At 60.9% G+C, this 14300-nt stretch carries 12 protein-coding genes and 1 pseudogene; all 13 read left to right on the forward strand.

Annotated elements, in window-relative coordinates; translation table 11 throughout:
- Positions 1-22 precede the first annotated feature (22 nt).
- On the forward strand, positions 23-1795 hold the full coding sequence (locus LD110_RS14100) for a cytosine permease (RefSeq protein ID WP_374200344.1): 1773 nt from the start codon (positions 23-25) through the stop codon (positions 1793-1795).
- Between the two features lie 191 nt (positions 1796-1986).
- Positions 1987-2628, forward strand: a complete 642-nt coding sequence (locus tag LD110_RS14105; RefSeq protein WP_225499451.1) for a DUF6318 family protein — start codon at positions 1987-1989, stop codon at positions 2626-2628.
- Between the two features lie 452 nt (positions 2629-3080).
- Positions 3081-3575: a hypothetical protein gene (locus LD110_RS14110; protein ID WP_225499452.1), complete on the forward strand. Its 495-nt coding sequence runs from the start codon at positions 3081-3083 to the stop codon at positions 3573-3575.
- A 94-nt stretch (positions 3576-3669) separates the two neighbouring features.
- Positions 3670-4310, forward strand: a pseudogene (locus LD110_RS24080) (DUF6318 family protein).
- The gene (locus LD110_RS14120) at positions 4307-5260 is read left to right on the forward strand and encodes a PKD domain-containing protein (RefSeq protein WP_225499453.1); all 954 of its coding nucleotides are present in this window, start codon (positions 4307-4309) and stop codon (positions 5258-5260) included. Before LD110_RS24080 ends, LD110_RS14120 begins: the two are co-directional and overlap by 4 nt.
- 106 nt (positions 5261-5366) lie before the next feature.
- On the forward strand, positions 5367-6446 hold the full coding sequence (locus LD110_RS14125) for an alkene reductase (RefSeq protein ID WP_225499454.1): 1080 nt from the start codon (positions 5367-5369) through the stop codon (positions 6444-6446).
- A 79-nt stretch (positions 6447-6525) separates the two neighbouring features.
- Positions 6526-7221 (forward strand): GntR family transcriptional regulator, encoded by a 696-nt coding sequence (locus LD110_RS14130; RefSeq protein WP_225499455.1) that lies wholly within the window; start codon positions 6526-6528, stop codon positions 7219-7221.
- Between the two features lie 395 nt (positions 7222-7616).
- Positions 7617-8648 (forward strand): sugar phosphate isomerase/epimerase, encoded by a 1032-nt coding sequence (locus LD110_RS14135; protein WP_225499456.1) that lies wholly within the window; start codon positions 7617-7619, stop codon positions 8646-8648.
- 50 nt (positions 8649-8698) lie between these two features.
- Positions 8699-10453: a dihydroxyacetone kinase subunit DhaL gene (gene dhaL, locus LD110_RS14140; RefSeq protein WP_225499457.1), complete on the forward strand. Its 1755-nt coding sequence runs from the start codon at positions 8699-8701 to the stop codon at positions 10451-10453.
- Positions 10450-10947: a ribose-5-phosphate isomerase gene (locus LD110_RS14145; RefSeq protein WP_225499458.1), complete on the forward strand. Its 498-nt coding sequence runs from the start codon at positions 10450-10452 to the stop codon at positions 10945-10947. The genes dhaL and LD110_RS14145 overlap by 4 nt, the downstream gene beginning before the upstream one ends.
- Before the next feature lie 3 nt (positions 10948-10950).
- Positions 10951-11913 carry a 3-hydroxyacyl-CoA dehydrogenase family protein gene (locus tag LD110_RS14150; protein ID WP_225499459.1) on the forward strand — a complete coding sequence of 321 codons (963 nt, stop codon included), beginning with the start codon at positions 10951-10953 and terminating at the stop codon, positions 11911-11913.
- 20 nt (positions 11914-11933) lie between these two features.
- Positions 11934-12701 (forward strand): SDR family NAD(P)-dependent oxidoreductase, encoded by a 768-nt coding sequence (locus LD110_RS14155; RefSeq protein WP_225499460.1) that lies wholly within the window; start codon positions 11934-11936, stop codon positions 12699-12701.
- A 248-nt stretch (positions 12702-12949) separates the two neighbouring features.
- Entirely contained in the window at positions 12950-14299 is a 1350-nt protein-coding gene (locus LD110_RS14160) for an MFS transporter (protein WP_225499461.1), read from the forward strand.
- The last annotated feature ends 1 nt before the right edge of the window (position 14300 follow it).

Consider the following 14300-nt stretch of genomic DNA (forward strand, 5'->3'; position numbering starts at 1 on the left):
CGACGACGAAAGTGAGCTGGGGATGGCTGAGATGTCGAAGACCATAGATTTGCTGGAACAACGGGAGACGGTGAGGTCCGAGGCAGCGGCGAACGCCGCCATCGACTCTTCCGAGCAGTCCGGCGTCGCCTCGGGGACATTGGCGGGAGGGGCGCCGGCAGCCAGTGGCGACGCGCTCAGCGCGGCGAAGGAGAGCTTGGAGGATTACACCCTCAGGTTCGCGCCAAGGTCCTACCGTAAATGGAGTGCTGGGGTGGTAGCCACGAGTGCGCTGGGCGGAATCGCCTACTTGGCTGACTTTTCCATCGGTGCGAATATCGGGATCTCCTACGGCACCGTGAATGCAATCCTGGGAATTCTGGTGGCCGCGGTGGTCATTTTCGCCACCGGATTTCCACTCGCGTACTACGCTGCCCGCTACAACATCGACTTGGACCTGATTACTCGTGGTTCAGGGTTCGGCTATTACGGCTCCGTGGTCACGAATGTCATTTTTGCGACGTTCACCTTTATCTTCTTCGCCCTTGAGGGCTCCATCATGGCGCAGGGCCTTCAATTAGGCCTCGGAATTCCGCAATGGCTGGGTTATGCGGCGTCAACGGTGATCATCATTCCACTGGTGATTTATGGAATGAACACCTTGGCCAAGCTGCAGGTTTGGACCACGCCGTTGTGGCTTTTGTTGATGGTTGTACCGCTCGGCTATTTGCTCGTCTCACATCCGGAAAGCATTGATTCGTTCTTCGCCTACACGGGTTCTTCGGGTGGCTCGGGCACCAATTTGGCGTCTATCATGCTGGCCGCCGGTGTGTGTCTGTCGCTCATGGCGCAGATCGCTGAGCAAATTGACTACCTGCGGTTCATGCCTCCCAAGACTGCCGAAAACCGTGGTGCCTGGTGGAGGGCTGTGATCCTAGCCGGCCCGGGCTGGGTCATTTTCGGCGCTATCAAGCAAATTGTTGGCTTGTTCATCGCCGTTTACTTGATCGCCACGCTCGATCCGGCGGCGTCTGCCCATGCGAATGAGCCTGTGCATCAGTTCCTCGGCGTGTATCGGGAAATGATGCCTGCGTGGCTGGCGATGTCCCTGGCAGTTGTATTGGTAGTTATTTCGCAGATCAAGATCAACGTCACAAATGCCTATTCTGGTTCGTTGGCCTGGACGAACAGCTTCACGCGCATCACTAAGACGTATCCCGGCCGCATGGTGTTTGTGGTGGTGAACCTACTGATCGCCCTGGTGCTGATGGAATCGAACATGTTCGATTTCCTGAACACCATTCTGGGGTTCTACGCCAATTGCGCTATGGCATGGGTGGTGACGGTGGCGTCCGACATCGCAATCAATAAGTACGTCCTGAAGATTTCGCCGAAAGTGCCGGAATTCCGCCGCGGCATGCTTCATGCCGTGAATCCCGTGGGTTTTGTGTCCATGCTGGCTTCTGCCGGAGTATCGATTGCTGTGTTCTTTGGGGCATTTGGTGAAGGGGTCCAGCCCTATTCGCCCATCTTCGCTGTAGCTTTGGCCCTTGTGCTGCCGCCGGTACTGGCTGTACTGACTCGGGGCCGCTATTACCTGCGGCGTACCGACGATGGCATTGACCTGCCAATGTTCGACGCCGATGGGAACCCCAGCAGCGATCGGCTGCTCTGCCACGTGACCGGCCTGGAGTTCGAGCGTCCGGACATGGTGCGCTCAGCGCAGGACGGGCCCGACGGCGAACGCCAGTATGTTTCGTCGCTCGCCCTCTCTACCGATAAGACGGGGGAACTGCTGCTGCCAGCCCAGAAGTAGCCCTGTGACCAAGTTTTGAAGGCCCGCGGGCTCGCCTGTTTTGGCGGTGTCCGCGGGCTTCTTTTTGCCTTGCGATGGTGGCGGCCGGCCTTGGGTCTGCGGGCTGTGGATAACTTCCGAGGGGTTCTGGCCGCTTGGAATAGGCTGGCGATCTACGTGTTTGGGACCAACTATCGGGGGATTAGCTGCCCATGACATTTCTTTTTTGTGCTGCCCGACGGCGGCAATGGTTGCCGGTCGCCGCGGCCGTTCTGGTGATCTGGATGGCCGGATGTTCCGCAGAGGCGACGCCAGAGGCCTCGGGCTCAACGATTGGCTCGGTCTCTCCTTCGGCCAGCGAGACGCCGACTCCAACTGTGACTCCGAAATACAAGCCGGCGGACGCCAAAGGCAGGGCCGAGAACGTGCCTGTTCCGGTGCTGCCGGAGGCTGCGAAGGCGGAGACGAAGGAAGGGCTTCTGGCTTTCGGCCGCTATTGGTTTGATCAGTTGAATTATGCGTACGAAACGGGCGATGTGACGGGACTGAATGCGGTTACTTCGCCTACCTGCGAATTCTGCGTAAGACTTTCCACTAGTTTGAATGCAAACTACACCCAAGGCGTATGGCTCAGTGGGGGGAAGCTGAGAACACCGTCATTAAGTTCTACTTACAAATTAGATCGTACGGGGAACTTTCAAGTTATTGTTCAGGTTCAACAGGACCGAATTGATTACCATTCGATGAACGCTCCGAACTATAAACTTACGCCTCCATCTGATACCGGAAACGTGATGTTAGTCGTCTTCAAAGATGGCGGCTGGTATTTGAACGATCTCCATCCAATTCGATGACTTGGAGTTTGAACTTTCGGTACATGGCAATTCTTGCCTTCGTGGTGGTTCTACTGTCTGCAGCGCCATCCATAGGGCATTCCGCTCCCGCTCTGGCACCAACACAACCGCTGCCTAACATTGATACAGGCTTTGGTGACCACGGCTTGGATATAGGGGCGTGGGAACATGATCCCGAGGCAGGGGAAGTCATTGAGAAGCCTCCCGGCACTCCTCCGGACGATCCGTTCCAGTACAAATACGACGTACAGTGCGGTCATGGCGGAGCCGATGATATTGGCTGCTTCAATTCACGAATTCGCTGCGATGATTCGACCGATGGACGCCAGGGACTTCCAATTGTGTGGTGGCGTGCCCCAGCAGGCGTGCCCGACCCGGAGTGGACCTTCCATTCGGGCCCGACGTGCCTATACGAGCGGCGACCGGAAGACGTACTACCGCGAATCGCTGGAATGATCCAGAGCGAGTTCCAGAAGCTACCCATCAATGCCGGTGCGGTTGCTTCTCAGCCGTCTCCGCATACTCTGCGGGGCGCTGAGACGAATTTCTATGCCAATACGGCCGAGCAGCAGTTTGATGTGACGATTTTGGGGCAGAAGGTCCATATTGTGGCCACCCCGGTTGAGTTCACATGGAATTACGGCGACGGGACGGTCCTTGGACCGCAAACTTCAGCGGGCGGGGCCTTGCCCGAAGGGCAGTGGGGCGAGAAAACCAGGACCAGCCACGCTTACGCGCAGACCGGTGACTTCAACGTCGTCCTGACCAGCCATTTCCGTGGGACCTATTCGGTCAATGGTGGTCCACAGCTGCCAATCCCGGGGCAGGGCAGTTTCAGTTCGGCTCCGGTGACTGTGAGCGTGTGGCGCTCGGTCACCAGGAACTACGCCGACAACTGCCTGCAAAACCCGCAGGGCGACGGGTGTCGTGGCTCATTGGTCCGATAGAGGCGTTCCAAAGCCAACCATAGCTGCACATCGACGGCCCGAGTCAGCTGGATGTGAGCATCAAACGACTGAATCAACTTGGGGGATCAACTGTATGTACCTTCGACGTTCCTGGCCGCACCTGCGGTTTTCATATGTGAGTTGCGTGTTGTTCGCGGCGGTGATTCTGGGTGCGTGTGCCGGCGGACCAACGCCCGCGCCAGCCAGTACCAATGCCGAGTCGACCATTAGCGCCAGCCCGACGGCTTCCCAAACGAGCTCACCCACGTACAAGCCGGCGGACGCCAAAGGCAGGGCCGAGAACGTGCCTGTTCCGGTGTTGCCGGAGGCGGCGAAGGCGGAGACGAAGGAGGGGCTTCTGGCCTTCGGCGCTATTGGTTTGATCAGTTGAATTACGCGTATGAGACAGGGAACGTGGCTGGGTTTGCAGGAATCTCATTCGATACCTGCGAGTATTGCTCAAATCTGCGCAGGTCTTTGCAATCTGGATACAATTCTGGGCGATGGGTTACAGGGGGAAGGCTGACACAGCCATCAATAGAAACCAATTTCCTACCTTCAGATAATGGAAACTACGAAGTATTCGTTCAAGTTCAGCAGGAGGAAATAAAGTACTTCGAGCCCGGAGCGCGAGAATATCGGAAGCCGACTCCCAAATCGGACTCAGGCGTGGTTATGCTCGTAGTCTTCAAAGATGGTGCATTTCAACTCGTTAGCATGCACCCCCTTCAATGATTACTAATGCGGTGCGCAGATATTGGATGACGCTCTGTGTAGTCGGTCTTCTAACCCTCAGTCAATTGCTCTGCCCTTCGCTCGTTAGCGCTTCCGAAACTGAGTCTGATTTGGGGTTTCAAGAAAACGGTCTTGGTGTGGGAGGCCGTGTGCGGCATCCCGGAACCGGAAGAACTATTGCGGTTGACCCAAGAGAGCGATCGGATGATCCCAATCAGTACAAGGCCGAATTCTTGTGCAAGATAGATCAGCTTGGACGCGACGCGGCTTGTCGGGATTCTTTGACGAAATGTCCTCGGCGCGATGATGGCAAGGGCGGCTACCTGGCTGTTTGGAAGGTGGCGCCGAAGGGAATCGAGAATCCACGATGGGATGACTGGAAATCCACTGAGGCGGAACCTTTCTGCTTTTACGACGACCGTCCAGATGACGTGCTACAGCGGATTAGGGACCGAATTCTTAGTGATTTCCGGCAGTTACCCATCAATGCCGGTACGGTCGCTTCTCAGCCGTCGCCGCATACCCTCCGGGGTGCCGAGACGAATTTCTACGCCAATACGATTGAGCAGCAGTTTGATGTGACGATTTTGGGGCAGAAGGTCCGTATTGTGGCCACCCCGGTTGAATACACATGGAACTACGGTGACGGGACCGTCGTCGGACCTCAACCTTCCGCGGGCGGGGCCTTGCCCGAAGGGCAGTGGGGCGAGAAGACCAGAACCAGCCACGCTTATGCGCAGACCGGCGACTTCAGCGTTGTCCTAACCAGCCATTTCCGTGGGACCTATTCGGTCAATGGTGGTCCGCCGCTGCCAATCCCGGGGCAGGGCAGTTTCAGTTCGGCTCCGGTGACTGTGAGCGTGTGGCGCTCGGTCACCAGGAACTACGCCGACAACTGCATGCAAAACCAACAAGGCGACGGATGCCCAGCCGGACCATTCGAGAGATAGCTGAGCGTTTGTGATGCTCGTCTCACTGCGGTTCGCTGCGGAATAGTTGCACACGCGGGGCAGTTGGCTCTGGTGAACCTGCTTCTCCCACGAAAGGCAAACGCGAATGCTGTTTTCTCCCTTGACACTCGGTGAGCTTGAACTGCCCAACCGCCTGGTGATGGCGCCCCTGACCCGTGTGCGCTCGGGTGAGGAGGGCGTGCCCGGCCCATTGGTCGCTGAGCACTATCGCCAGCGCGCATCGATCGGGCTCATCGTGAGCGAAGGCGTCTTCCCGGTTCCTGCCGGCCGCTCCTATCCCGGCCAGCCCGGACTTGTAACACCCGAGCAGATCGCAGGCTGGTCAAAAGTCACCGAAGCAGTCCATGCGGAAGGCGGCCGGATCTTCGCCCAAATCATGCATGGCGGTCGCGTCTCCCACGCCGACATCACAGGCGGCCATGAAGTAGTGGCTCCCAGCGCCATCGCAATTGACGGTGAGGTTCGCACCCCGAACGGCAAGCAGCCCTATCCAGTACCCCGCGAACTGACCATCGACGAACTGCCCGTGGTGATCCAGGAAATCGTCACCGCATCCCGCAACGCGATCGAGGCGGGTTTCGACGGCGTCGAACTCCACTCCGCCAACGGTTACCTTCTGCATGAATTCCTTGCTCCGAACACGAATGTCCGCACCGACGGCTACGGCGGTTCGCCGGAGAACCGGGCGCGGTTCGTAATCGAAACCGTCAACGCGGTGGTCGCTGCCCTTGGTGCCAACCGCGTAGGCATCCGCATCTCCCCGGAACACAGTGTCCAAGGGATCGCGGAAACTGACCACGCCGATGTTCAGGCCACGTACCAGGTGCTGGTGGACAGCATTGCACCGCTGAATCTCGCGTACCTCAGCATCCTTCACCACGAACCTGCCGGTGAGTTGGTGCAGGATCTGCGCGCCCGATTCAAGGGCACGTTCCTCGTCAACACCGGATTCAGCGCCATCACCACACGGGAAGACGCCCTCGAACTGATCGACGGCGGCCACGCCGACGCCGTAGTCGTTGGCCGACCGGCCATCGCCAACCCGGACCTCGTCCGCCGCTGGCGCGACGGCCTGCCAGTTAACGAGCCGGATCCGACGACGTTCTACAGTGACGGCGCAAAGGGCTACACAGACTACCCCTTCCACGAAGGTTCGCTCAGCTAAGGTACTACCGAACGAGTCCAGGAATGCCCCGTTGTGTCACAAGAAGTGCCGCGACGGGGCATTCCTATAGGATTTGTGTATGTCTACTGCTCCCGCCGGAAACCGTTCCGGACGCTCCGTCAGCCGTCAGGTGCTGGCCGACCATGTGTATGAGGAGCTGCTCGCTTCGCTGATGGACGGCCGCCTGGAACCGGGCACCGCCGTCAGCATTGACGGTACGGCACGTGATCTGGACGTCTCGCCGACTCCTGTCCGGGAAGCCTTGGCAAGGTTGGAGCACACGGGCATGGTTCGCCGCGTTGCCCTGAAGGGGTACCGTGTTGCGCCCCTTTTCACGCGCGAAGACTTCGCCGAGCTTATGGAAGCACGGCTGGCAATCGAGCCGGTTAACGCACGGTTGGCTTGCGAGCGAATGACACCGGGCCAACTCGCCGAGCTCGAAGAAGCAGTTTCCGACTTGAAGAAGGCGCCGCGTGGGCCATCCTTCGCGGAATATCGGGATTACCTCGAAGCTGACGAACGGTTCCACCGGCTGATTGCAGAGCACACCGGCAACCAATTCATGGTTTCCGCCTACAGCGCCCTCGGTGGGCAGGTTCAACGCTTCAGGCTGTTCGGGGGAGTGGGCATCACCGACGCCGAATATGCCATCTCCGAACACCAGGCTGTGCTCGACGCGCTTGAAGCCGGTGACCCGGACGCAGCTGCCGAGGCAATGGCGGAGCACGTCCGGCGAGTCCGCGGGCGGGCTATCGCCGACGCTCCGGCAGACTAAATTCAACGCCAAAGCCTGGTTCCAGCCCCCGATAATCGCGGCCGAACAATAGCTTTTGGGTGATGTTTCCAACGAGTCCGCGGGCGGGCTATCGCCGACGCTTCGGCGGACTAAATTCAACGCCAAAGCCTGGTTCCAGCCCCCGATAATCGCGGCTGAACAACTGGCCTTTGGGCGATGTTTCCATAGAGGCAACGGCGGGGCGTGTGGCCGCGGTCGGTGAAGGATCCACCAAATTGAGTGACCCTCTTCACAAGCAAATGTAAGACATATAGGATCTTCGATGTCGCCCCAAATATGGCGAAAACCCGGTCCCGCCAAGGAGATGCAGTTGACAACCTCTCCGTGAATAATAAATCCTATAGGAAACAGGATTCCACGAAGGAGTGAAGAACATGGCTTACACAGCAGAGAACTGGCCGATCACAGCCGCGCTGTTGCAGTTCCCGGGCGTTGACGCGCAGGGTCGTCACATCAACGACGCCGACGCTGCCGAATGGGCCGAGGTGCTGCTAGAGGTCAAAGATGCAGGCTTCGCCAATGCAGACCTGACCGACAGCTGGGTCCGCCCGGGCGACCTTTCACCGCAGCGGCTCCAGGAGTTCAAGCAGACCGCGGACGAGGTTGGCGTCGGCGTACCCGTCATCTCCGCCATCCGCCGCAGCGTCATCGAAGAAGGCAAGTGGGAAGAAAACCTCGCCTACAGCCACCGCACCATCGATGCTGCCGCAGCGCTCGGATGTGAGGTTGTCTCCTTCGGCCTCCACCAGGCCATCACCCCGGAGCAGCAGAAGCAGCTTTGGTTCTGGACCGTCGAGGGGTACAAAGACCCTGCCAACAACAAGGAAGCCTGGAACAACGCCGTCACCCGACTCCGCGAACTGGGGGAGCACGCCGCGGAAGTCGGCGTCCTGGTATCCCTGGAAATGTACGAGGACACCTACCTCGGCACCGCGGACTCCTCCGTCCAGTTGGTGGAAGACATCGGACTGTCCAACGTTGGCCTCAACCCTGACCTCGGCAACCTGATCCGCCTGCACCGCCCCATCGAGGACTGGCGCGAAATGGTCCGCAAGACCATGCCCTACGCCAACTACTGGCACGTCAAGAACTACATCCGTGACGAGGACACAGCCTCCGGTACCTACGTCGCCATGCCCTCACCAATGGAAAGCGGGCTCATCAGCTACCGCGAAGCCTTCAAGGAAGCGCTGTCCGTCGGTTTCCAAGGCATCATCTGCACCGAGCACTACGGCGGCGACGGCCTCACCGTCACCGCGCGGAACCAGGAATACCTGCGCCGCTTCGTCCTCCCGAAGAAGGACGGCTACGCACTCGGCACCAGCCGCGTCGCCCAGGGCCGCCAGGTCCCCGGCCCCGCAAGGAGCCTGGATGCAAGCACGACGGCGGAACTCGCCGGAGTCTGACCGTCACCGCCCGACTTCACCGGACATACAAACGGATTCAAAGAGGAACCATGACCCAGATCTTCGACAATCCCGCGGATTTCGCGGATGAGGCGCTGGACGGCTTCGTGGCAGCCAACCGCGGCTACGTTGCCCGCGTGGATGGCGGCGTCGTCCGTTCCACCGAAGTGTCCCAAGGCCAAGTGGCCGTTGTCATCGGCGGCGGCTCCGGACACTACCCGGCCTTCGCTGGCCTGGTAGGACCGGGGCTCGCCACCGCATCAGCATGCGGCAACATGTTCGCGTCCCCCGCGGCCGGACAGGTCTACCGCGTGGCCAAGGCAGCCAACGCTGGCGGCGGCGTGCTCCTGAGCTACGGAAACTACGCCGGTGACGTCCTGCACTTCGGCCAGGCACAGCTGCGGCTCAACGCTGAAGGCATTGAAACCCGCACAGTCTTGGTGACCGACGACATCGCCAGCGCCCCGCAGGACCAGCTCGAGAAGCGCCGCGGAATCGCCGGCGACCTGACGGTCTTCAAGATTGCCGGGGCCGCGGCCGAGGCTGGGATGAGCCTCGACGACGTCGAGCGGCTGGCCATCAAGGCCAACTACCGCACGCGCTCGCTGGGAGTCGCTTTTGACGGCTGTACCCTTCCCGGCGCTGCCGAACCGCTCTTCCATGTCCCCGAAGGGCATATGTCCCTGGGCCTCGGGATCCACGGCGAACCCGGCATCTCGGACCACCCGATGCCTACCGCCTCCGAACTCGCCGAACTGCTGGTCGGAAAGCTCCTCGAGGACAAGCCGGACAACGCTGGAGACCGAGTGGTGGCCGTCGTCAACGGCCTCGGCACTGTCAAGTACGACGAACTGTTCCTGCTGTTCGGCAAGATCGACGCCCTCCTCACCAAGGCGGGCCTGACCGTCGTCGAACCTGAGTGCGGCGAACTGGTGACCAGTCTGGACATGTCCGGACTGTCCCTCACGCTCTTCTGGCTGGATGAGGAACTCGAGCAGCTGTGGGCAGCGCCAGCGAATACGCCGGCCTTCCGCAAGGGCAGCATGTCGCCTCGCGTGCTCCGCAGGGCCGAGTTGCTGGAAGCCTCGAGCGAGGCCGAGCAGGAAGCCACCACACCTGCGGCTACGGAACTCGGCGCGTTGGCCGTGGCAGTCCTCGAAGAAGTGCGCGCCACCATCGAAGAACACGAAGAGTCCCTCGGCAAGCTCGACGCGATTGCGGGCGACGGCGACCACGGCATCGGCATGCGCCGCGGGGTTGAAGCGGCCGCCGCAGCCGCGCTCGCAAAGCCAGGTGCCGGCGTCGGGCGTGTTTTGGAAGCGGCCGGTGAGGCCTGGAGCGAAAAGGCCGGTGGCACCTCCGGTGCCCTGTGGGGTTCCGCGATCATCGCGGCCGGGCAGGCGCTCGGCAACCGTGATGGTTACACCCGCGAGGACGCAGCTGCCGCAGTGCGAGCCTTTACCGACGCGATCACCAACCTGGGGAAGGCCGAGGAGGGCGATAAGACCATGGTGGACGCGCTGCTCCCGTTCCGGGACACCTTCCTCAAAGAGTTCGACGCCGGAGCTCCCGCCGACGTCGCGCTTGAAGTCGCCGCGGCTGCCGCATCGGCGGCGGCAGGGGCCACGGCGTCACTTCGTCCGTTGAAGGGCCGCGCCAGGCCCCTAGCGGAGAAGAGCCTCGGCCACCCCGATCCCGGGGCCGTGTCCTTCGGCCTGATCGCGGAAAGAATCTCAGCTTTTATCTCGTCCAATCACATCATCTCGACCCGGGCCGCCCAGGTCCCGGAAGGAGCGCAGGCATGAGCGCAGGAAACGGCTGGCGGATCGTCGTTGGCAACGATGAGGCAGGCGTCGAATACAAGGAAGCACTGAAGGCGCTGCTGGAAACTGACCCTCGGGTGGCATCCGTGGAGGACATCGGAGTCGGCACGAATGACTCGACGGCGTACCCGCATGTCGCCGTCGACGCGGCCCGGCGGGTTGCCGACGGCGCTGCCGACCGCGCTTTGCTGATCTGCGGCACCGGACTGGGCGTCGCTATCGCGGCGAACAAAGTTCCCGGAATCCGCGCCGTCACCGCCCACGACAGCTACTCCGTTGAGCGATCAGTCCTGAGCAACAACGCCCAGGTCTTGACCTTTGGCCAGCGGGTGATCGGCTTGGAACTGGCCAAGAAACTGGTGGGTGAATGGCTTGACCACCGCTTTGACCAGAACAGTGCGTCCGCTGCCAAAGTGGAGGCCATCTGCTCCTATGAACCCGAGTACACAGCATCCGAAAACACGAAGGCATCCTGATCAATGACTGAGAATCCCATGAAAAAGTTCGCCGTAGTCGGATCCGGCTACATGGGTGGCGGCATCGCCCAGGTGCTGGCCCTCGGCGGTGCCCGCGTTGCGCTGGCCGACGTCTCCGCCGAAGTGGCGCAGAAGAACTACGAGCGTCTGCTTGTGGAGTCGGACCAGTTTGTGGCGGACGGGCTCTTCCCCGAGGACGCCACCGCCGTCCTCAAGGAAAACCTGTGGGTGGCCAAGGACATCGAAGAGGCCGTGGCGGATGCTGACTTCATTGAAGAGGCCGTTCCCGAGGTCATCGAGATCAAGCACCAGACCCTGGCTCGCATCAGTGCCGCGGCCAAGCCAGAGGCAATTATCGGTTCCAACACGTCCACGATTTCCATCGCGGAACTGTCCAAGCCTGTGGCCAACCCGGAGCGGTTCCTGGGCGTGCACTTCTCCAACCCGTCGCCGTTCATCCCGGGCGTGGAGATCATCCCGCACGCCGGCACGTCAACCGAAACCGTGGCCGCCGCGCGCCAACTGGTCCACGGCGCGGGCAAGGAAACGGCTGTGGTCAAGGACGTCACCGGCTTCGTCCTCAACCGACTGCAGTACGCACTCTTCCACGAAGCTGCCCAGCTGGTGGAGCAGGGCGTGGCGACGGCCGAGGATGTGGACACCCTGGTCCGCACCACCTTCGGTTTCCGGCTGCCATTCTTCGGCCCGTTCGCCATTGCGGACATGGCTGGCCTGGACGTGTACAACTTCTGCTACAAGTCCCTGCAGACCGATTTCCCGGAGCGCTTCGCAACGCCGAAGATCCTCAGCGACTTGGTGGAGGCCGGCAAGCTCGGCACCAAAACCGGGGCAGGGTTCCTCAACGTTCCGGCTGAGCGCACGCCTGAGCTGGTCGCCTACCGCAACAAGGCCTACGTTGCAATGCAGAAGCTCATTGAAGAGCTTGGCCCGGCACCAATCAACTGACCCTTAATCAGGAGAGACCTTTGACTAATTTCCCCGCTGAACGCACCGCGATCGTCACAGGTGCCGTTTCGGAGCGTGGCATCGGCCGCGCAACCGTTAACTACCTGGCCGCCCAGGGCTGGAACATCGGCATCATCGACTTGGACGACGCCCTCTGCAAGGCAGCCGCCAAGGAAATCGAAGCCGAATACGGCGTCAAGGCCCACGGCGTGGGCGCCAACGTAGCCAGCGAAGCCGCTGTCCGTGCCGCGATCGACGAGATCGAGGCCGAACTGCCCCAGATTGTTGCGCTCGCGAATGTGGCGGGCGTCAGCTCTCCCATCGCTTACCTGGAGCTGGAGCCGGCCGAATGGGACCGCGTTCTCAACATCAACCTCAACGGTGTTCACTACGCCACCCGCCGCGTGGCTGAGTCGATGGCGAAGAACCGGATCGGCCGGATCGTGAACATTTCCTCCGTGTCTGCCCAGCGCGGCGGCGGAACGTTCTCCAAGACGCCGTACTCAGTGGCCAAGGCTGGTGTCATCGGCCTGACCCGCGCCACGGCACGCGAACTCGGAGAGTTCGACATCACTGTCAACGCGATCTCCCCGGGTCCCATCGACACGGACATCATGGGGGGAACGCTCAGCCAGGAACGCAAGGACGAACTCGTCAAGGACCTCGTGGTCAACCGGGTGGGCTCCACCCGTGACATTGCCGCCGCCATCGCCTTCCTCGTCAGCGAGGACGCCGGATACATCTCCGGCCAGACGCTGAATGTGGATGGCGGTCTATACATGCACTAGGTCACGCACGCATGAAGACCTGGAACCGAGTAACCAGTTTGAGCAAGGAACGCAAGATCTACTTGGCCATCGGCGTGCTCGCCTGCCTGGTGGGAATTGTGCTCATAGCCTATCCCCGCTGACGATCCGCCGGAAAGCCGGCGGACCCTTAGTGGGCCTACTTTCGAGGCCGGAATTCCGGCCCCCGACATCACCATGGGCCGGCACTCACCGGCACACCCCAACCCAATTACTCAATGAGGAGTTAGATGTCTGTCGCAACTACATCCACACAGGAGCTCTTAGAGACCCCGGTCCTCAAATCGGCCATCTCCAAGGCCTCGCGCCGGCTGATGCCAATGCTGGTGATCCTGTACGTAGTGGCCTTCCTTGACCGCACCAACGTTGGCTTCGCCGAAGCTGCGCTGCACGTGGACAAGGGAATCACCGCTGGTGCCTACGCCCTGGGCGCCGGAATTTTCTTCATCGGCTACGCCCTGTTCGAAATCCCCAGCAACCTGCTCCTGAACAAGTTCGGTGCGAAGGTCTGGCTGGCACGCATCGCCATTACCTGGGGCATCGTGTCCTCGTGCTTTGCCTTTGTGCAGGACGAGACGTCCTTTGTGATCCTCCGCTTCCTGCTGGGCGTCACCGAGGCCGGCCTGTTCCCGGGCGTCATCATGTTCCTTGCCGCCTGGTTCCCCAACAAGGTCCGCGTGAAGATGTTCGCCATTTTCTACCTGGCACAGCCCTTCTCCCAGATGATCGGTGCCCCGCTGTCCGGCTGGCTCATCAACATCGGTGACCAGGTCCCCGGCATCGCGGGTTGGCAGGTTATGTTCTTCGTTGAAGGTATGCTCGCGGTCCTCGCAGGCATCGCCGCGTACTTCTTCCTTATCAACGGCCCGCAGCAGGCCAAGTTCCTCAGCCAGGAGGAGAAGAACGCCCTCACCGAGGTTATGGCCCTTGAAGACACCGTCAAGGAAGAATCCGGTCCCCGTGGCGTGCTCGCCTCCATGCGCAACGGCCGGGTCTGGTACTTCACCGTCATCTACTTCTGCCTGCAGATTGCCGTGTACGGTGTGACGTTCTACCTGCCGCAGCAGGTGTCGCAGCTGACGGGCCAGAAGGTGGGTCTCGCCGTCGGTCTCCTGGCCGCCATCCCGTGGTTCTTCGGAATGTTCGCCTGCTACTTCATCGGCAAGGCTGCCAACACGGTTGCCCGCCGCCGCATCTGGGGCACCGGCCTGTTCATCTCCACCGGGGTCTGCATCTTCGGTTCGGCCTGGGCCGGCTCCAACCACCTTCCGGCGCTTGGCATCATCTTCATCACCCTGGCCGTGTGCAGCTTCCTCTCCACAGGTCCGATCTGCTGGGCCTACCCGACGGCATTCCTCACCGGTTCCGCCGCCGCGGCCGGCATCGGCCTGATCAACTCGCTGGGCAACCTGGGTGGCTTCGTGGCCCCGATCCTGCGCACCACGGTCAACGAGGTCACGGCTTCGGACACCGGCACCATGGGTGTCTACGCCCTGGGTGTGCTGCCCTTCCTGGCGGCACTGATGATGTTCGGAACACGCGTGTTCAAGAACAAGGCCGACGAACTGCTGGGTAAGTAAG

Source organism: Arthrobacter sp. M4, from assembly GCF_020251205.1.
Classification (GTDB): domain Bacteria; phylum Actinomycetota; class Actinomycetes; order Actinomycetales; family Micrococcaceae; genus Arthrobacter.

Coding starts and splice junctions, on each gene's coding strand:
- dhaL (WP_225499457.1), top strand. CDS start 8,699: ATGACCCAGATCTTCGACAATCCCGCGGATTTCGCGGATGAGGCGCTG.
- LD110_RS14120 (WP_225499453.1), top strand. CDS start 4,307: ATGATTACTAATGCGGTGCGCAGATATTGGATGACGCTCTGTGTAGTC.
- LD110_RS14160 (WP_225499461.1), top strand. CDS start 12,950: ATGTCTGTCGCAACTACATCCACACAGGAGCTCTTAGAGACCCCGGTC.
- LD110_RS14110 (WP_225499452.1), top strand. CDS start 3,081: ATGATCCAGAGCGAGTTCCAGAAGCTACCCATCAATGCCGGTGCGGTT.
- LD110_RS14130 (WP_225499455.1), top strand. CDS start 6,526: ATGTCTACTGCTCCCGCCGGAAACCGTTCCGGACGCTCCGTCAGCCGT.
- LD110_RS14135 (WP_225499456.1), top strand. CDS start 7,617: ATGGCTTACACAGCAGAGAACTGGCCGATCACAGCCGCGCTGTTGCAG.
- LD110_RS14100 (WP_374200344.1), top strand. CDS start 23: ATGGCTGAGATGTCGAAGACCATAGATTTGCTGGAACAACGGGAGACG.
- LD110_RS14150 (WP_225499459.1), top strand. CDS start 10,951: ATGACTGAGAATCCCATGAAAAAGTTCGCCGTAGTCGGATCCGGCTAC.
- LD110_RS14105 (WP_225499451.1), top strand. CDS start 1,987: ATGACATTTCTTTTTTGTGCTGCCCGACGGCGGCAATGGTTGCCGGTC.
- LD110_RS14145 (WP_225499458.1), top strand. CDS start 10,450: ATGAGCGCAGGAAACGGCTGGCGGATCGTCGTTGGCAACGATGAGGCA.
- LD110_RS14125 (WP_225499454.1), top strand. CDS start 5,367: ATGCTGTTTTCTCCCTTGACACTCGGTGAGCTTGAACTGCCCAACCGC.